This window comes from Rhizobium sp. KNZ14-9A (genome assembly GCF_056755015.1).
This window is the reverse complement of the sequence record NZ_JBPGXB010000002.1, coordinates 2,003,115-2,021,029: the sequence shown is the minus strand read 5'-3', so window position 1 is coordinate 2,021,029 and position 17,915 is coordinate 2,003,115. Positions and strand designations below refer to the sequence as shown.

Annotated in this window: 20 protein-coding genes; 17 read left to right on the top strand and 3 right to left on the bottom strand. The window is 60.4% G+C overall.

Going from position 1 to position 17,915, the window contains the following annotated elements; all coding sequences use genetic code 11:
* Nucleotides 1–80: 80 nt before the first annotated feature.
* From eno to ACR9ZQ_RS16440, 14 genes are all read left to right on the top strand, one after another.
* A complete protein-coding gene (gene eno, locus ACR9ZQ_RS16505; RefSeq protein ID WP_037106212.1) occupies nucleotides 81–1,355 on the top strand; it encodes a phosphopyruvate hydratase in 1,275 nt (424 codons plus the stop codon).
* A 145-nt stretch (nucleotides 1,356–1,500) separates the two neighbouring features.
* The gene (locus ACR9ZQ_RS16500; RefSeq protein WP_007822443.1) at nucleotides 1,501–1,821 is read left to right on the top strand and encodes an FtsB family cell division protein; all 321 of its coding nucleotides are present in this window, start codon (nucleotides 1,501–1,503) and stop codon (nucleotides 1,819–1,821) included.
* Between the two features lie 146 nt (nucleotides 1,822–1,967).
* The gene (gene pdhA, locus ACR9ZQ_RS16495) at nucleotides 1,968–3,014 is read left to right on the top strand and encodes a pyruvate dehydrogenase (acetyl-transferring) E1 component subunit alpha (RefSeq protein WP_113322839.1); all 1,047 of its coding nucleotides are present in this window, start codon (nucleotides 1,968–1,970) and stop codon (nucleotides 3,012–3,014) included.
* Between the two features lie 15 nt (nucleotides 3,015–3,029).
* Complete coding sequence (locus ACR9ZQ_RS16490) at nucleotides 3,030–4,418, top strand: pyruvate dehydrogenase complex E1 component subunit beta (protein WP_481428317.1); 1,389 nt, start codon at nucleotides 3,030–3,032, stop codon at nucleotides 4,416–4,418.
* Nucleotides 4,419–4,433: 15 nt separating this feature from the next.
* Nucleotides 4,434–5,780, top strand: coding sequence for a pyruvate dehydrogenase complex dihydrolipoamide acetyltransferase (locus tag ACR9ZQ_RS16485; RefSeq protein ID WP_481428316.1), 1,347 nt, complete (start codon nucleotides 4,434–4,436; stop codon nucleotides 5,778–5,780).
* A gap of 21 nt (nucleotides 5,781–5,801) precedes the next feature.
* Nucleotides 5,802–6,443 carry an SGNH/GDSL hydrolase family protein gene (locus tag ACR9ZQ_RS16480; RefSeq protein ID WP_481428315.1) on the top strand — a complete coding sequence of 214 codons (642 nt, stop codon included), beginning with the start codon at nucleotides 5,802–5,804 and terminating at the stop codon, nucleotides 6,441–6,443.
* Between the two features lie 2 nt (nucleotides 6,444–6,445).
* On the top strand, nucleotides 6,446–7,024 hold the full coding sequence (locus ACR9ZQ_RS16475) for a GNAT family N-acetyltransferase (protein ID WP_481428314.1): 579 nt from the start codon (nucleotides 6,446–6,448) through the stop codon (nucleotides 7,022–7,024).
* 16 nt (nucleotides 7,025–7,040) lie between these two features.
* Nucleotides 7,041–8,486 carry a dihydrolipoyl dehydrogenase gene (gene lpdA / locus ACR9ZQ_RS16470; protein WP_481428313.1) on the top strand — a complete coding sequence of 482 codons (1,446 nt, stop codon included), beginning with the start codon at nucleotides 7,041–7,043 and terminating at the stop codon, nucleotides 8,484–8,486.
* Between the two features lie 103 nt (nucleotides 8,487–8,589).
* The gene (locus ACR9ZQ_RS16465) at nucleotides 8,590–8,844 is read left to right on the top strand and encodes a GlsB/YeaQ/YmgE family stress response membrane protein (RefSeq protein WP_113325300.1); all 255 of its coding nucleotides are present in this window, start codon (nucleotides 8,590–8,592) and stop codon (nucleotides 8,842–8,844) included.
* Nucleotides 8,845–8,858: 14 nt separating this feature from the next.
* Nucleotides 8,859–9,107, top strand: coding sequence for a GlsB/YeaQ/YmgE family stress response membrane protein (locus ACR9ZQ_RS16460; protein WP_113325299.1), 249 nt, complete (start codon nucleotides 8,859–8,861; stop codon nucleotides 9,105–9,107).
* A gap of 105 nt (nucleotides 9,108–9,212) precedes the next feature.
* Nucleotides 9,213–10,184 carry a lipoyl synthase gene (gene lipA / locus ACR9ZQ_RS16455; protein WP_481428312.1) on the top strand — a complete coding sequence of 324 codons (972 nt, stop codon included), beginning with the start codon at nucleotides 9,213–9,215 and terminating at the stop codon, nucleotides 10,182–10,184.
* A 161-nt stretch (nucleotides 10,185–10,345) separates the two neighbouring features.
* Nucleotides 10,346–10,942, top strand: coding sequence for an AAA family ATPase (locus ACR9ZQ_RS16450; protein ID WP_481428311.1), 597 nt, complete (start codon nucleotides 10,346–10,348; stop codon nucleotides 10,940–10,942).
* A 13-nt stretch (nucleotides 10,943–10,955) separates the two neighbouring features.
* Entirely contained in the window at nucleotides 10,956–11,543 is a 588-nt protein-coding gene (locus ACR9ZQ_RS16445) for a P-loop NTPase family protein (protein ID WP_481428310.1), read from the top strand.
* A 9-nt stretch (nucleotides 11,544–11,552) separates the two neighbouring features.
* Complete coding sequence (locus ACR9ZQ_RS16440) at nucleotides 11,553–11,999, top strand: type II toxin-antitoxin system RatA family toxin (RefSeq protein ID WP_007822465.1); 447 nt, start codon at nucleotides 11,553–11,555, stop codon at nucleotides 11,997–11,999.
* A gap of 3 nt (nucleotides 12,000–12,002) precedes the next feature.
* Here the strand turns inward: ACR9ZQ_RS16440 and ACR9ZQ_RS16435 are convergent, their stop codons facing one another.
* The 3 genes from ACR9ZQ_RS16435 to ACR9ZQ_RS16425 all read right to left on the bottom strand — a co-directional run bounded on the left by ACR9ZQ_RS16435 (nucleotide 12,003) and on the right by ACR9ZQ_RS16425 (nucleotide 14,099).
* Complete coding sequence (locus ACR9ZQ_RS16435; protein ID WP_310389538.1) at nucleotides 12,003–12,308, bottom strand: hypothetical protein; 306 nt, start codon at nucleotides 12,306–12,308, stop codon at nucleotides 12,003–12,005.
* 79 nt (nucleotides 12,309–12,387) lie between these two features.
* Nucleotides 12,388–12,882, bottom strand: a complete 495-nt coding sequence (locus tag ACR9ZQ_RS16430; RefSeq protein WP_481428309.1) for a CinA family protein — start codon at nucleotides 12,880–12,882, stop codon at nucleotides 12,388–12,390.
* Entirely contained in the window at nucleotides 12,879–14,099 is a 1,221-nt protein-coding gene (locus ACR9ZQ_RS16425) for a bifunctional 2-C-methyl-D-erythritol 4-phosphate cytidylyltransferase/2-C-methyl-D-erythritol 2,4-cyclodiphosphate synthase (RefSeq protein WP_310389541.1), read from the bottom strand. The genes ACR9ZQ_RS16430 and ACR9ZQ_RS16425 overlap by 4 nt, the downstream gene beginning before the upstream one ends.
* Nucleotides 14,100–14,240: 141 nt before the next feature.
* Here ACR9ZQ_RS16425 and dusB point away from each other — a divergent pair, with 141 nt between their 5' ends.
* From dusB to ntrC, 3 genes are read left to right on the top strand one after another with little or no spacing between them, the layout of a single operon-like run.
* On the top strand, nucleotides 14,241–15,260 hold the full coding sequence (gene dusB / locus ACR9ZQ_RS16420) for a tRNA dihydrouridine synthase DusB (protein ID WP_481428308.1): 1,020 nt from the start codon (nucleotides 14,241–14,243) through the stop codon (nucleotides 15,258–15,260).
* Nucleotides 15,257–16,411, top strand: a complete 1,155-nt coding sequence (locus ACR9ZQ_RS16415; protein WP_481428307.1) for a two-component system sensor histidine kinase NtrB — start codon at nucleotides 15,257–15,259, stop codon at nucleotides 16,409–16,411. The genes dusB and ACR9ZQ_RS16415 overlap by 4 nt, the downstream gene beginning before the upstream one ends.
* Nucleotides 16,408–17,859 carry a nitrogen regulation protein NR(I) gene (gene ntrC, locus ACR9ZQ_RS16410; protein ID WP_007822475.1) on the top strand — a complete coding sequence of 484 codons (1,452 nt, stop codon included), beginning with the start codon at nucleotides 16,408–16,410 and terminating at the stop codon, nucleotides 17,857–17,859. Before ACR9ZQ_RS16415 ends, ntrC begins: the two co-directional genes overlap by 4 nt.
* Nucleotides 17,860–17,915 lie beyond the last annotated feature (56 nt).

Sequence of the window (17,915 nt, the reverse complement as noted above, 5' to 3'; positions counted from 1 at the left end):
AAATTGCGGCATTGTAATTTGCGCACCTTCGATTAAGACGGTTTCAAACGATTTATCCACCCACCGAGCAGGAAAAAACCATGACTGCAATTACCGATATCATCGCCCGCGAGATTCTCGATAGCCGTGGTAACCCCACCGTCGAAGTCGATGTCTATCTCGAAGACGGCAGCATGGGCCGTGCGGCTGTTCCCTCGGGTGCCTCGACCGGCGCGCATGAAGCCGTCGAACTACGTGACGGCGGCAAGCGCTACCTCGGCAAGGGTGTCGAAAAGGCCGTCGAAGCCGCCAACACCGAGATCTTCGACGCCATCGGCGGCATCGACGCTGAAAACCAGATCCAGATCGACAAGATCATGATCGAGCTCGACGGTACGCCGAACAAGTCGCGCCTCGGGGCCAACGCCATCCTCGGCGTTTCGCTCGCTGTTGCCAAGGCCGCCGCGGAGGCTTCCGGCCTGCCGCTATACCGTTATGTTGGTGGCGCTTCGGCCAGCCTGCTACCGGTTCCTATGATGAACATCATCAACGGTGGCGCACATGCCGACAACCCGATCGATTTCCAGGAATTCATGATCCTGCCGGTTGGCGCAGACTCGATCCGTGAAGCCGTCCGCATGGGCTCGGAAGTCTTCCATACGCTGCGCAAGGAACTGGCCGCCCAGGGCCACAACACCAATGTCGGCGACGAAGGTGGTTTTGCCCCGGGCCTGAAGAGCGCTCCGGAAGCCCTCGACTTCATCATGAAGTCGGTTGAAAAAGCCGGCTACAAGCCGGGCGAGGACATCTATCTCGGCCTCGATTGCGCCTCGACGGAATTCTTCAAGGACGGCAAGTATGTGATGGAGGGCGAAGGCCGCACGCTCGAACCGGGCGCAATGGCCGAATACCTCGCCGAACTCGTCGGCAAGTACCCGATCATTTCCGTCGAAGACGGCATGGCAGAAGACGATTGGGAAGGCTGGAAGACGCTGACCGATCTCGTCGGCAAGAAGTGCCAGCTCGTCGGCGATGACCTTTTCGTCACCAACTCGGCTCGCCTGCGCGACGGTATCCGCATGGGCGTCGCCAACTCGATCCTCGTCAAGGTCAACCAGATCGGCTCGCTGACGGAAACGCTCGATGCCGTCAACACCGCGCACAAGGCGGCCTACACTGCCGTGATGTCGCACCGCTCGGGCGAAACGGAAGATTCCACGATCGCCGATCTCGCAGTTGCCACCAACTGCGGCCAGATCAAGACCGGCTCGCTGTCGCGATCGGATCGCCTTGCCAAATACAACCAGCTGATCCGCATCGAAGAAGGTCTCGGCCCGCAGGCTCAGTATGCCGGCCGCTCCATCATCCGCGGCTAATACGAACTGATAAATCAGTCATTTGGAACCCGCGCTCCGGCGCGGGTTTTTTGTTGAGTTTGCCCGTGATGGGCTTTGAGTCAACGAACGGTTAATCTCTGCGCGGTAAATTGAAACGATTGGTAATGCGTTAGAGCATGCGTGTATGTGGACAAAGCATCATAAGAAGAGAAAGACTGGCCGCTTCGTCATTCCGGCCATGACGGTCGCCTTCCTTTCCTATTTCGGTTATCATTGCATTCACGGTGACTATGGTCTGCGTGCGACGGAGGCGTTCGAGCGCCAGCGTGTCGCGCGTGAGAAGGAATTGGCTGTGCTGAAGGTTAAGCGTGAGCATCTGGAGGCGCAGGTAGCGCTCCTGAGTGACGGCTCGCTGGACAAGGATATGCTCGACGAAAAAGCGCGATATCAGCTCAACATGTCGCGCGCGGATGAGATTGTCATTTACAATCACTACCGCAATTAACCGAATTTTGGTTAATCAAAAATTCCTGTTATTTATCAATAATTTACCTGCGAATATGAGCCATGCAATTATGGCATTGCTGTGGTCATTTTTCTTCCCTATGGTACGCGCCACCTGAGAACCGATAAACCCATAGGGAGGGTTGAATGGCGTTGCGCAAAACCGCGACCGTTTCCAGCCGCAAAAACAGTGCGAAATCCGCAGCCAAGGCATCGAACGGTGGTCCTATCGCCGATTTCGATCGCGACGAGGAGCTGAAGGCCTATCGCGAGATGCTGCTCATCCGCCGTTTCGAGGAGAAGGCGGGCCAGCTTTACGGCATGGGCTTCATCGGTGGTTTCTGTCACCTTTACATCGGCCAGGAAGCTGTCGTTGTCGGCATGCAGATGGCGCAGAAGGAAGGCGATCAGGTCATCACCGCCTATCGCGACCACGGTCATATGCTGGCCACCGGCATGGAAGCACGCGGCGTCATGGCTGAGCTGACGGGGCGTCGCAACGGCTATTCCCACGGGAAGGGCGGTTCGATGCACATGTTCTCCAAGGAGAAGCATTTCTACGGCGGTCACGGCATCGTCGGCGCGCAGGTGTCGCTCGGCACCGGTCTCGCCTTCGCCAACCGGTATCGCGGCAACAACTCTGTCTCGATTGCCTATTTCGGCGACGGTGCTGCCAACCAGGGTCAGGTCTACGAGAGCTTCAACATGGCTGCTCTCTGGAAGCTGCCGATCATCTACATCGTCGAAAACAACCGTTATGCCATGGGCACGTCGACGGCTCGCGCGACGGCTCAGTCGAACTATTCGCTTCGCGGTTCGGGCTTCGGTATCCCGGGCGTCCAGGTTGACGGCATGGACGTTCGCGCCGTCAAAGCTGCTGCCGATGAGGCGCTCGAGCACTGCCGCTCGGGCAAGGGCCCGATCATCCTTGAAATGCTGACCTATCGCTACCGCGGCCACTCCATGTCGGACCCGGCGAAGTACCGCACCAAGGAAGAAGTGCAGAAGATGCGCTCGGAGCAGGACCCGATCGAGCAGGTTCGCCTGCGCGTGATGGAAAAGGGCTGGGCGACCGAAGACGATCTGAAGGCGATCGACAAGGAAGTCCGCGATATCGTCGCCGACAGTGCCGATTTCGCCCAGGCCGATCCGGAGCCGGATGCATCCGAGCTCTACACCGACATTCTGCTCTAATCGGGGAGGGAACCCATGCCTATCGATATCCTCATGCCCGCCCTCTCTCCGACGATGGAAGAAGGCACGCTGTCCAAGTGGCTCAAGAATGAAGGCGACAAGGTCACGTCCGGTGACGTGATTGCCGAAATCGAAACCGACAAGGCGACGATGGAAGTCGAAGCCGTCGATGAAGGCGTCATCGGTAAGTTGCTGGTTCCGGCAGGCACCGAAAACGTCAAGGTGAATGCCAAGATCGCCATCCTGCTGCAGGACGGCGAATCCGCCGACGCGATTTCCGCCGCTCCGGCTGCCGCTCAGCCGGCTCCGGCCGTCGCGGCGACTGCTGCCCAGGAAGAAAAGCCGGCGGCAGCTGCTGCTCCGGTACCGGCCGAGCCCAAGTCTTTTGTGCCGAACGACCCGGAAATTCCCGCCGGTACCGAGATGGTGTCGATGACGGTGCGCGAAGCACTTCGTGACGCCATGGCCGAAGAAATGCGCGCCGATGACAACGTCTTCGTCATGGGCGAGGAAGTTGCCGAATACCAGGGCGCCTACAAGGTCACCCAGGGTCTTCTGCAGGAATTCGGCGCTCGCCGCGTTATCGACACGCCGATCACCGAACACGGCTTCGCCGGCGTCGGCGTCGGTGCTGCCATGGCCGGCCTGAAGCCGATCGTCGAGTTCATGACCTTCAACTTCGCCATGCAGGCGATCGACCAGATCATCAACTCGGCTGCCAAGACGCTCTATATGTCGGGCGGCCAGATGGGTGCCCCGATCGTTTTCCGCGGCCCGAACGGTGCTGCTGCCCGCGTCGGCGCCCAGCACAGCCAGGATTACGCCGCCTGGTATAGCGCGATCCCCGGCCTGAAGGTTGTCATGCCCTACACGGCATCCGACGCCAAGGGTCTGCTCAAGGCCGCGATCCGTGACCCGAACCCGGTCGTCTTCCTCGAAAACGAAATTCTCTACGGTCAGCATTTCGATGTACCGCAGCTCGATAATTTCGTTCTGCCGATCGGCAAGGCCCGCATCCACCGCCCGGGCAAGGATGTCACCGTCGTCTCCTTCGGCATCGGCATGACCTATGCGACGAAGGCGGTTGCTGAACTCGAAAAGCTCGGCATCGATGTCGAACTGATCGATCTGCGCACGCTTCGCCCGATGGATCTTCCGACCGTGATCGAATTGGTCAAGAAGACAGGCCGTCTGGTCACCGTCGAAGAAGGTTATCCGCAGAACTCCGTCGGCACCGAAATCGCCACCCGCGTCATGCAGCAGGCCTTCGATTACCTCGATGCGCCGGTCCTGACGATTGCCGGCAAGGACGTTCCGATGCCTTACGCCGCCAATCTCGAGAAGCTCGCGCTTCCGAATGTCGGCGAAGTGGTCGATGCGGTGAAAGCCGTTTGCTACAAATAAGGGGAGGGCCTTTCGATGCCGATCAATATCACGATGCCCGCCCTCTCTCCGACCATGGAAGAAGGCAATCTGGCCAAGTGGCTGGTCAAGGAAGGCGATAAGGTCAAGTCCGGCGATGTGATCGCCGAGATCGAAACCGACAAGGCGACGATGGAAGTCGAAGCCATCGACGAAGGCACTGTTGCCAAGCTCGTCGTTCCGGCCGGCAGCGAAGGCGTGAAGGTCAACGCCCTGATCGCCGTTCTCGCCGCCGATGGCGAAGATGTCGCCGCCGCCGCGAGCGGTGCCGGCTCCGCCGCTCCGGCGCCGAAGGCTGCTGCTCCGGCACCAGCCGAAGCACCGAAGGCTGAGGCAGCACCCGCTCCGGCACCGGTGGCTCCGGCCGCTGCCCCGGCTGCCGCCTCCTCGGCTGGCGCGCGCACATTCTCGTCGCCGCTTGCCCGCCGTCTCGCCAAGGAAGCCGGTATCGATATTTCCGCCGTTGCCGGCACCGGCCCGCATGGCCGTGTCGTCAAGAGTGATGTCGAAGCTGCTGCTGCCGGTGGTGGCGCCAAGGCTGCTCCGGCTGCTGTTGCTGCCCCGCAGGCTACTGCACCGGCTCCGGCCGCTGCCGCTCCGAAGGGCGCTTCGGATGAAGCCGTGCTCAAGCTCTTCGAGCCGGGCTCCTACGAGCTCGTGCCGCATGACGGCATGCGCAAGACGATTGCCCGTCGCCTCGTCGAATCCAAGCAGACCGTTCCGCACTTCTACGTTTCGGTCGATTGCGAACTCGACGCGCTGATGGCGCTGCGTGCCCAGCTGAACGACGCCGCTCCCCGCAGGGACGGCGCTCCGGCCTACAAGCTTTCGGTCAACGACATGGTCATCAAGGCCATGGCTTTGGCGCTGCGCGACATTCCGGATGCCAACGTCTCCTGGACCGAAAATGCCATGGTCAAGCACAAGCATGCCGATGTCGGCGTGGCTGTCTCGATCCCTGGCGGCCTGATCACCCCGATCGTCCGAAAGGCAGAGGAGAAGACGCTGTCGACCATCTCCAACGAGATGCGCGATCTCGGCAAGCGCGCGAAAGATCGCAAGCTGAAGCCTGAGGAATATCAGGGTGGTACGACGTCGGTCTCCAACATGGGCATGATGGGCGTGAAGAACTTCGCAGCCGTCATCAACCCGCCGCATGCGACCATCCTCGCAGTCGGCGCGGGTGAGCAGCGCGTCATCGTCAAGAACGGCGAAATGGCCATTGCGACGGTCATGACCGTGACGCTCTCGACTGACCATCGTTGCGTTGACGGTGCTCTCGGTGCTGAGCTGCTGCAGGCCTTCAAGGGCTACATCGAAAATCCGATGGGCATGCTGGTCTAAGCAGGACGCGGGAGGGCGGACATGACGAAGACTGTTCTTTGCTATGGTGATTCGCTGACCTGGGGCTATGACGCCGACACGATCGGCCGTCACGCCTATGAGAACCGTTGGCCGAGCGTGCTTCAGGCAACGCTCGGAAGCGGAGCTCGCGTCGTCGCGGAAGGCCTGAACGGCCGCACCACCGCCTTTGACGACCATCTTGCCGATTGCGATCGCAACGGCGCACGCATTCTGCCGACCGTACTGCAGACGCATGCTCCGCTCGATCTCGTTATCCTGCTGCTCGGCACCAACGACATGAAGCCGGTCGTTGCCGGCTCGGCGTTTGCCGCGTGCCAGGGCATCGGCCGTCTGGTGCGGCTGATCCGCAATCATGCCTGGCCCTTCGAATTCGATGGGCCGGAGATCCTGATCGTGGCGCCGCCGGCAATCTGCGCGACGGGCAATGTGCCCTTCGCGGCATCCTTCCCCGGTGGCATCGAGGAATCGGCAAAGCTTCCGACGCTTTACCGTGATCTCGCTGATGAACTCGGCTGCGGCTTCTTCGACGGCAATTCCGTCGCCAAGACGACGCCGATCGACGGTATTCACCTCGATGCGGAGAATACGCGTGCGCTCGGTCGCGGCCTTGAGCCCATCGTGCGGATGATGCTGGGCCTCTGACGATGACTGCCTTTCTCGCTCTCCGACAGGCCTCCCGCCGGGATGCTTCGGAACTGGCGATCCTGGCGGATATTGCTTCTCACGGCTTTGCCTCATGGCTCTGGTTTGGCGATGTCGCAAGCGGCATGAGCGATACACCGCTGGAGCGGGGCCGGCTCAAGATGAGCGACGAGGCGCTCGGCGGCTGGAAGAACGCCGTCATCGGCGAGGCTTATGATGAGATCGCCGGAATGGCGATCGGTTACGAAGTGGATGAAGGCATACGCGATCTCGAAGCGCGGCATCCGGCCATAGAGCCGATGCTGGCGATGCAGAGATCGGTGATAGGACACTGGTTCATTGGCAGTCTCGCGGTCTATCGCCATATGCGCGGTATCGGCATCGGCAAGAGGCTGCTGGAAGATCAGCTGGCAAGGGCAGACGGGCTGCCGGTCAGCCTGATCACGTCGGATAGTAACGAAGCGGCTCTGTCGCTTTACGGAAGAAACGGATTTTCGGAAGCGGCGCGCATGAACGCCGTGCCGCTCTTCGATAACAGCAAAAAGCACGCATGGGTTCTCATGACCCGCGCGGGAGCGTAACAAAGGCAGGAAAGCAATGGCTCAATCCTACGACGTCATCGTCATCGGTTCCGGTCCCGGCGGCTATATCGCCGCCATCCGCGCCGCGCAGCTCGGCCTCAAGGTCGCCTGCGTCGAGCGCGAACATCTCGCCGGCATTTGCTCCAACTGGGGCTGCATTCCGACCAAGGCGCTGCTGCGCTCGGCTGACGTCCTGCATACCGCCCAGCACGGCAAGGATTACGGACTGGTGCTGGATGGCACGATCAAGCCCGATATCAAGGCGATCGTCACCCGTTCGCGCGGTATTGCGCATCGCATGAACAACGGCGTCGGCTTCCTGTTCAAGAAGAACAAGGTCGATGTCATCTGGGGTGAGGCAAAGATCACCAAGCCCGGCGAGATCATGGTTTCCAAGGCGACGAAAAAGCCGATGGAGCCGATGGGTCCGGTGCCGAAGAACGCGCTCGGCGAAGGCACCTATACTGCCAAGCATATTATCGTTGCGACCGGCGCTCGTCCGCGTGCCCTGCCGGGCATCGAGCCGGATGGCAAGCTGATCTGGACCTATTTCGAGGCAATGAAGGCCGACGAACTGCCGAAGTCTCTCCTCGTCATGGGCTCGGGCGCAATCGGCATTGAATTTGCAAGCTTCTATCGCACGATGGGCGTCGACGTCACCGTCGTCGAAATCATGAGCCAGGTGATGCCGGTCGAGGATGCGGAAATCTCCGCTCTCGCCAAGAAGCAGTTCGAGCGTCAGGGCATGAAGATCCATCTGGAGGCCAAGGTCGCCAAGGTGGAGAAGGGCGCAAATTCGATCACTGCCACCATCGAGAAGAAAGACGGAACGACGGAAACGATCACTGCAGACCGCATGATTTCAGCCGTCGGCGTGCAAGCCAATGTCGAAGGCATCGGCCTCGAGGCTGTCGGCGTGAAGACCGATCGTGGCTTCATCGTCATCGACGGCTATGGCGAGACCAACGTGTCTGGTATCTACGCGATCGGCGACGTTGCCGGCCCACCGCTGCTGGCCCACAAGGCCGAGCATGAAGGCGTCGTCTGTGTCGAAAAGATTGCCGGCCTGCCGAACGTTCATCCGATGGACAAGCTCAAGATCCCGGGCTGCACCTACTGCAACCCGCAGGTCGCATCTGTCGGTCTCACCGAAGCAAAGGCCAAGGAGTTGGGCCGCGATATCCGCGTTGGCCGCTTCCCCTTCAGCGCCAATGGCAAGGCCGTCGCGCTCGGCGAAGACCAGGGTCTAGTCAAGACGATCTTCGACAAGAAGACCGGCGAACTGCTCGGCGCCCACATGGTCGGCGCCGAAGTCACTGAACTCATCCAGGGCTTCGTGGTCGCCATGAACCTGGAGACGACGGAAGAAGAACTGATGCATACGATCTTCCCGCATCCGACCATTTCGGAGACGATGAAGGAAAGCGTGCTGGATGCTTATGGCCGCGTTCTGAACGCTTGATAATTTCCTGGGCCGCTCTTTATCCCCGGCGTGGCGGAGCGCCATCGCCCGGGATGGAAAATCCATTCCCCTCCCGGGGTGGAAAAAACGAAAGGAAATCATCATGTCTATGAGCACGCAGTCGCTTCTCGTCTTTCTGCTGATTGGTCTGGTCGCAGGCTTCCTCGCGAGCTTGGTCGTCGGCGGTGGTGGGTTGATACGGTGCCTCCTCAGCGGCATCATCGGCGCGTTCGTGGGCGGGTTTTTGTTCAATGCACTGGGGATTTCTCTGGGCATTGAAAATGCATTGGTGGTTCAGATCATCCACGCCACCGTCGGCGCCATTGTCGTGGTGCTGATTGCAAGGGCGATAGCGTAGGGCAGAAACACGGGATGGAAGGCGTCGGCTGGATTTCGGCAATCATTATCGGTGGACTTGCGGGCTGGCTCGCGGGCAAGCTGATGGAAGCGCGTTACGGCATATTGCTGAACATTGTGCTCGGCATTGTCGGCTCGGTCGTCGCCACCGCCATCCTGGCACAGTTCCATATCGAGGTTGCCGGCGGACGGTTCGGCTACTTCGTGACGGGCTTCATTGGCGCCTGCCTGCTGATATTCTTCGCGCGATTGGTTCGAAGATAAAGTGCGAAGACAGGGCGCATTTCTTCAGATCGAAAGATTTGAATAAACGAACGATGCGCAATATGACAATCCGGGCCGCATGGGGCGGCGGAAAGTTGAACTGACATGGTCACCATTCTCGACACGATCAATCCCGACATTAAGCGCGTGCGGCATCCGGAAAAGGCGCATCGCCCGGATACGGAAGTCCTGCGCAAGCCGGACTGGATCCGTGTGAAGGCGCCGACCTCGAAAGGCTACGCCGAAACCCGCTCGATTGTGAAGGAGCACAAGCTTGTCACCGTCTGCGAAGAGGCGGGCTGCCCGAATATCGGCGAGTGCTGGGACAAGAAGCACGCCACCTTCATGATCATGGGCGAGATCTGTACGCGCGCCTGCGCCTTCTGCAACGTCGCGACCGGCAAGCCGAACGCGCTCGACATGGCGGAACCTGAGAATGTCGCCAAGGCCGTGAAGCAGATGGGCCTGAGCCACGTCGTCATCACCTCCGTCGACCGCGACGATCTGGAAGATGGCGGCGCCGAGCATTTCGAAAAGGTCATCTGGGCAATCCGCGCCGCTTCGCCGATGACGACGATCGAAATCCTGACGCCCGACTTCCTGAAGAAGCCTGGCGCGCTGGAACGCGTCGTCGCTGCCAAGCCCGACGTCTTCAACCACAATATGGAAACGGTTGCCGGCAACTATCTGACGGTTCGCCCGGGCGCCCGCTACTTCCATTCCATCCGCCTGCTGCAGCGCGTGAAGGAGCTCGATCCCACCATGTTCACCAAATCCGGTATCATGGTCGGCCTCGGTGAGGAGCGGAACGAGGTTCTCCAGCTCATGGACGATCTGCGCACCGCCGATGTCGACTTCCTGACGATCGGCCAGTACCTGCAGCCGACCCGCAAGCACCACAAGGTCGAGAGCTTCGTCACTCCGGAAGAGTTCAAGTCCTACGAGACGGTCGCTTACACTAAGGGCTTCCTGATGGTCGCTTCCAGCCCGCTGACGCGCTCCTCGCATCACGCCGGCGACGACTTCGCCCGCCTGAAGGCTGCGCGTGAGAAGAAGCTGCTGATGGCTGCCGAGTAAGAGCTTGCCACATGTGTTTAATAGGACCGCGGTGATTTTCGCCGCGGTTTTTCTTTGTTCGCGTCATTGTCATCATCAGGTCACGCGAAGCAGCTAGCCAGCACGCCGCTCTTCGCAACAGATCGGTCCGCGAAGGCGATCCTGTCGAAAGCGAGTTTGCCATGCATCAAGTGACGACGTCGCCTGAATCCGTGCGTGCAGTCTCCATTGCCGAAGCTGCCACCATTATTCCCCGTGCCGAGCGCATCCTGGTCTTCGGCTGCTCCGGCACCGGCAAGTCGACGCTTGCCCAGGCGCTCGCACGGCGATTCGGACTGACTTACGTCTCTATGGACCGCGACATCTTCTGGCTGCCCGGCTGGAAGCTGCGTCCGCTGGAGGAATCCGTTCAGCGTATCCGCGATGCCGTTGCGGGCGAACGCTGGATCATGGACGGCAACAACCCAAGCACATTGCCGATCCGTCTGGCGCGCGCCGATATGGTGCTCTGGCGCCGCCCGGCGCGCAGCGTTTCCGTGCGCAGCGTGCTCGGGCGTTGGTGGAAATATCGCGGTCGGACCCGGCCGGACATGGCACCGGGATGCCCTGAGCGGATCGACTTGCAATTCCTGAAATACATCTGGACGTTCGAAAAGCGGGAAGCGCCGAAATTCGCGGCGATGCTGGCAAGCCATGGCCGCGACATCCCGGTTCTGACGCTCAAGTCCTTCCAAGAGAGCGACGAATTGCTCTCCAGACTGCCGGCTGTGAACGAGTAAGAAGGAACTCGCAATGGAACGGCAATCGGACGAGGCAATCAACTATGTCGACGACGCCTTTGCCGCCGGGCAGATTCGCGACGCGAGACGCATCTTGGTCATCGGCTGCTCGGGCGGCGGCAAGTCGACGCTTGCTCAGAAACTGGCGAACCATTTCGACCTGACCTACCTCTCGATCGACCGCGATATCCTCTGGCTGCCGGGCTGGGTGGAACGCAGCAGGGAGGAGCAGCGCCAGCGGATCGTCGAAAGGATTGCCCGCGAGCGCTGGATCATGGATGGCACCAATCCGTCCACTTTCGATATCCGCCTGCCGCGCACCGATATCGTCATCTGGGTGCGGATGCCGCGCCTGCTTTGCGTCTGGGGAGTTGTGACCCGCTGGCTGAAGCACATCGGCCGCACACGCCCGGAAATGGCACGCGGCTGCATCGAGAAAGTCGATTGGCAATTTCTGGAGTTCATCTGGACCTTCGAGAAGAAATTCTCGCCGCGCGTGACATCAGCCATTGCCGCCCACGGACCGCATGTGCCCGTTTTGCAGGTGAAATCCCGCCGCCAGATGCGAGCGCTTCTTGATCTTCTCGGTGTCCCGGCTTAACTGCGCTTCATGCCGCAATTCGAAACGCATCGCCCTGTCCCGCACACGCCCGACCAGATGTTCGACCTGGTGTCAGATGTCGAACATTATCCGGAATTTCTGCCGCTCTGCGAAGCCCTGTCGGTGAAGAACCGCAAGGAGCGCGACGGCAAGGAACTGCTGATCGCCGACATGACGGTCGGCTACAAGGCGATCCGCGAAACCTTCACGACCCAGGTCCTGCTCAACAGGGCCGAGCGCGTCATCGACGTCAAATATATCGACGGCCCGTTCCGCTACCTCGACAACCGCTGGCGGTTCGTCGAGGCGGAAGGCGGCGGCTGTACGGTCGATTTTTTCATTGACTATGAGTTCAAGAGCCGCATTCTCGGCGCGCTCATGGGGTCAATGTTCGACAGGGCTTTCCGCATGTTCACGGACGCCTTCGAAAAACGGGCGGCAACGATCTACGGCTGATAGTCAGCGATCGAAGAAATGGTCGAAGATCAGCGTCGCAGGATAGGCGTAGGAGCCACGGTCGATGAAGCTGTAGCGATAGAGGCAGCCCCTGAGCGCCGCGTTGTAGATCAGGCTGGTGGTATCAGGCGATCCGCGATAGCCCAGCGCTTCCGGCTGGCAGCGGCGGAGCGCATGGTCGTATTTGCGTAGCAGAACGGGATCCGAATCCACCCGCACGCCACCATAAACCTGATAGTTGGATGGTGCTTCAGCCGCCGAAACGCAGGCGAGGCTCAAGACGACACCGATGCATGCCAAGTATCTCATTTGACCGTTCCTTCAAAACCGGCTCTTGCCTACACGCGGCAGAAACTGAAATTCCTGCGTTTTGTTCCTTCACTCAATATCACGCAATTTCAATAACCATTTGAAGTGCCGTCCGGATTGTTGCCAGGCGGATTTCCGTGCGGCCAATGTCGCCGTAAAGCATCTTACGATGGATGAGCTTACCCGAACGTGATTTCGCCGCAAGATGCACCAGCCCGACTGGCTTTTCCGGGGATCCGCCGCTGGGCCCGGCGATGCCTGTCACAGCGACCGCAAGGTCGGCGCGCGAGCGGAAGAGGGCGCCATGCACCATCTGCCGGGCTGTCTCCTCTGAAACCGCGCCGAAACGGATGAGCGTCTCTTCCTGCACGCCGAGCATCTGCATCTTGGCCACGTTCGTATAGGTCACGAAGCCACGGTCGACGACAGCGGATGATCCCGAAATTTCCGTGAGCGCGCCGGCAATCAGTCCGCCGGTGCAGGACTTTGCCGTCGATACCATCAGACCCGCAGCCGTGAAATTGTGGATGATGTTTTCCGCCATCGAAGTGATATCTGCGGGAAACAGGCTCATTGCTTCCTGCCTCCATAGACAACGGTTGCCGTTGCGATCGCGGCGATCCCTTCACGGCGGCCGACGAAACCGATCGTCTCGTTGGTGGTGGCTTTCACCGAGCAGCGCTCGATGTCGATGCCGAGGAATTCCGAAAGATTGGCGCGCATTGCTTCGCGATGCGGCCCGACCTTCGGCGCCTCTGCAATCAGCGAGACGTCCGCATTGGTGATGGTGCCGCCATGATCGCGCACGATCTTTGCGGCATGTTCGATGAAGATGCGGGAAGGGGCACCCTTCCATTGCGGATCGGACGGCGGGAAATGATCGCCGATATCGCCGGCGCCGCAAGTCGCCAGCAGCGCATCTGTCAGCGCATGCAGCGCCACATCGGCATCCGAATGGCCTTTGAGCTTCTGGTCATGCGGAATGAAGACGCCGCAGAGCGTCACGCCGTCGCCGGGCTCGAGCTGATGCACGTCATAACCGTTGCCAGTGCGCACATCCGGGATACGGGCGTTTGAGAGTTTATCGTCGGCCATGGCTATATCGCTTCTGACTGTCAGCTTGACGTTGGTCGGTGCGCCCTCGACGATGGTTACAGGAATATCGAGCCATTCGGCGATTGATGCATCGTCGGTGAAATCCGTCCTGCCGCTGGCGGCTGCCTTCTCATGCGCTTCGAGAATGGTGGCGAAATCGAAGGATTGCGGCGTCTGGGCCGCATAGAGCTGATCGCGCGGGATGGTCTTGACCACGATCCCGTCGCTTCCGGCCTGCTTCAGCGTATCAGCGACCGGCGTTGCCGGAAGAACCGCGGGCGCGCCGGCCGAAAGCGTATCGGCGATCCGGTCTAGAAGCAGGTGATCGACGAAAGGGCGCACCGCGTCGTGGATCAGCACATGGCTGATGCCCTTATCCTTAAGGTGTCGCAGGCCGGCCAGCACCGACTGCTGTCGGGTCGCGCCGCCATGAACCGTCTCGATCGGCGTTGCGGAGATGACGTGCCGGGATGCTCTGGCAAAGAGGGCTTCGTCATCGGGGTGGATGACGACGACGATGTGCGTTGCCGCTTCCCATGTCATGAAGTTTTCAAGCGTATGAACGATAACCGGCTTGCCGCCGATCATCCGGTATTGCTTGGGGCCTTCCTCGTGTGATCCGGCGCGTTCACCGCGGCCTGCCGCAACGACGACAATTCCAGCCGATATCGGTTGCTTAGTATGCATTTGCAGCATAAATCCCTGAAATATGCGGAATGGATGTCAGTTGCTCTATCGTCTTGCTCGGACCTTTTCCAGCATTTGCCCAAAAAATATCAATTCGGTCTCGACCCTCTTGGCAAGCCGTAGAACTATGGCTAAAAATAATGCAGTTACATGGTGTGCCTGAAAGATAATCATTTGATTTCCAAGGACCTTGCAGCGCCTTTCCGAATCGGACCCGTGTCCGTGCGGAACCGCGTTGTGCTTGCGCCGATGTCGGGTGTCACCGACATGCCGTTCCGCGAACTTGCCTGGCGCCATGGCGCGGGCCTCGTTGTCACCGAAATGGTAGCAAGCCGGGAACTGGTGAATGATACCGCCGAATCCTGGGCGCGCCTGCGGGCTGCTGGCTTCCGTCCGCATATGGTGCAGCTCGCCGGTCGTGAGGCGCACTGGATGGCCGAAGCCGCCAAGATCGCCGCCCATCATGGCGCCGATATCATCGACATCAACATGGGCTGCCCGGCCAAGAAGGTCATCGGCGGTTATTCCGGTTCGGCGCTGATGCGCGATCCGGATCATGCGCTTGAACTCATCGAGGCGACCGTCAAGGCAGTCGATATCCCCGTCACGCTGAAAATGCGCCTCGGCTGGGACGAGAATTCCATCAACGCACCACATATTGCCAAACGCGCCGAGGAGACTGGCGTCCAGCTCATCACCATCCACGGCCGCACCCGCATGCAGTTCTATGAGGGCAGGGCGGACTGGGATGCCATCCGTCTCGTGCGCGATGTCATTTCCGTGCCGCTGGTCGCCAATGGCGATGTTGAAACGGCTGAGGATGCGCAGGATATCCTGCGCCGCTCGGGCGCCGATGCTGTCATGATCGGCCGCGGCAGCCAGGGCAGGCCATGGCATGCCGGTGTTCTGGCAGGTGCACGTGAACCCGAGCGTGGGGAGATCGCGGCCATTGCCGTCGAGCACTATCGTATGATGCTGGAATTTTACGGCGAGGCCGTTGCCGTCAGGCACGCCCGTAAACATCTCGGATGGTATCTGGAGCGCTTCGCGCCGGATCTTCCGGGCGAGCAAAAGGCTGCGATCATGACATCCCGTGATCCTGATGATGTGATTGCCCGCTTCGATGATGCGATAGCGGCAGGTGCGGTAGAGCGGCGGGAGGCGGCATGAACACGGACGGCACAGCCTCTCCCGAGAATCCGGTCAACGCTATGGCAATGGCGGTACTGAACGCCATCCAGAACCCCGTCGTCATGGTGGATGAGGGTGGTTTCATCGCTTTTGCGAACTGGGAAGCCGAGGCCTTCTTTGGCGCCAGCGCGGCGCATCTCTCCCGCTACCGCATCTCGACCTTTATTCCCTTCGGCAGCCCGCTTCTGGCGCTCATCGATCAGGTGCGCGAACGCAAGGCGCCGGTCAACGAATACCGCGTCGATTTGAGCTCGCCGCGCCTGGGCCAGGACAAGCTCGTCGATCTCTATGTTGCGCCTGTCATTGCGGAGCCGGGCTCGGTCGTTGTCGTCTTCCAGGAGCGGTCGATGGCCGACAAGATCGACCGGCAGCTGACACATCGCGCGGCTGCCCGCTCGGTCACGGGTCTTGCGTCCATGCTCGCGCATGAGATCAAGAACCCGCTCTCCGGTATCCGTGGCGCTGCCCAGCTTCTCGAACAGTCCGTCATTGATGACGACCGCGCCCTGACGCGGCTGATCTGCGACGAGACGGATCGCATCGTCTCGCTGGTCGATCGCATGGAAGTCTTTTCCGACGAGCGCCCGGTCGACCGTGTGCCGGTCAATATCCATTCCGTGCTCGATCATGTGAAGGCCGTTGCCAAGGCAGGTTTCGCCCGCAATATCCGCGTGACCGAGAATTACGACCCCTCGCTGCCGGCCGTCTACGCCAATCGCGACCAGCTCGTGCAGGTTTTCCTCAATCTGGTGAAGAACGCTGCCGAAGCCGTCGGTGACCGGCCGGATGGCGAGATCATCCTGACGACGGCCTATCGTCCGGGCATCCGTCTTTCGGTCGCCGGCACGCGCGAGAAAATCTCGCTGCCGCTGGAATTCTGCGTCATCGACAATGGTCCCGGCGTGCCGACGGACCTCTTGCCGCATCTCTTCGATCCCTTCATCACCACCAAGCCGAATGGCAGCGGTCTCGGCCTCGCCCTGGTTGCCAAGATCATCGGCGATCATGGCGGCATCATCGAATGCGACACCCAGAACAACCGCACGATTTTCCGCGTCCTCATGCCGGCCTCAAAGGATGCCTCGCTTGATGACGCCGCTATTGCAAGCTCGACAGGACCCAATCGATGACAGCCACGATCCTCGTTGCCGATGATGATGCGGCCATCCGCACGGTGCTCAATCAGGCCTTGAGCCGCGCCGGTTATGATGTGCGCATTACTTCCAATGCCGCAACGCTGTGGCGTTGGGTTTCGGCCGGCGAGGGCGATCTCGTCGTGACCGACGTCGTCATGCCGGATGAGAATGCCTTCGACCTTCTGCCCCGCATCAAGAAGGCGCGGCCGGACCTGCCCGTTCTCGTCATGAGCGCGCAGAACACCTTCATGACGGCGATCAAGGCGTCGGAAAAGGGCGCCTATGACTACCTGCCGAAGCCCTTCGACCTGACGGAGCTGATCGGTATCATCAGCCGGGCGCTCGCCGAACCGAAGAGAAAGCCGGCCAAGCTCGACGACGACACACAGGACGGCATGCCGCTCGTCGGCCGCTCGGCGGCAATGCAGGAAATCTACCGCGTTCTCGCTCGTCTCATGCTGACGGACCTGACGCTGATGATCACTGGCGAATCCGGCACTGGCAAGGAGCTCGTCGCCCGCGCGCTGCATGATTACGGCAAGCGCCGCAACGGCCCCTTCGTCGCCATCAACATGGCGGCCATCCCGCGTGACCTTATCGAGTCCGAGCTCTTTGGCCACGAGAAGGGCGCCTTTACCGGCGCACAGACCCGCTCCACCGGCCGTTTCGAACAGGCCGAAGGCGGTACGCTTTTCCTCGATGAAATCGGCGACATGCCGATGGATGCCCAGACGCGTCTTCTGCGTGTTCTGCAGCAGGGCGAATATACGACCGTCGGCGGCCGCACGCCGATCCGCACCGATGTGCGAATCGTTGCCGCGACCAACAAGGATCTGAAGCAGGCGATCAATCAGGGCCTCTTCCGCGAAGACCTCTACTACCGCCTCAATGTCGTGCCGCTGCGCCTGCCGCCGCTGCGCGACCGTGCGGAGGATATTCCCGATCTCGTCCGCCATTTCGTCCAGCAGGCCGAAAAGGAAGGCCTCGGCTCCAAGCGTTTCGATCAGGAAGCGCTGGAACTGATGAAGGCCTATGCCTGGCCGGGCAACGTGCGCGAGCTGGAAAACCTCATCCGCCGCCTGATGGCGCTTTATCCACAGGATGTCATCACCCGCGAAATCATCGACGCCGAGCTTCGCTCCGATGTTCCCGATAGCCCGATCGACAAGGGTCCGATCCGCAGCGGTTCGATGACGATTGCCCAGGCGGTCGAAGAGAATATGCGTAGCTATTTCGCCAGTTTCGGCGAAAACCTGCCACCGCCCGGCCTGTACGACCGCGTGCTGACGGAAATGGAATATCCGTTAATACTTGCGGCATTGACGGCTACCCGTGGCAACCAGATCAAGGCTGCCGATTTGCTGGGTCTGAACCGCAATACGCTGCGCAAAAAGATCCGCGAACTCGGCGTTTCCGTCTACAGAAGCTCGCGTACGGCCTGACCTTCGACCTTGACATTGTGGCAAGGTGCGTTGCATTTTCGCCACAATGCGTTGCT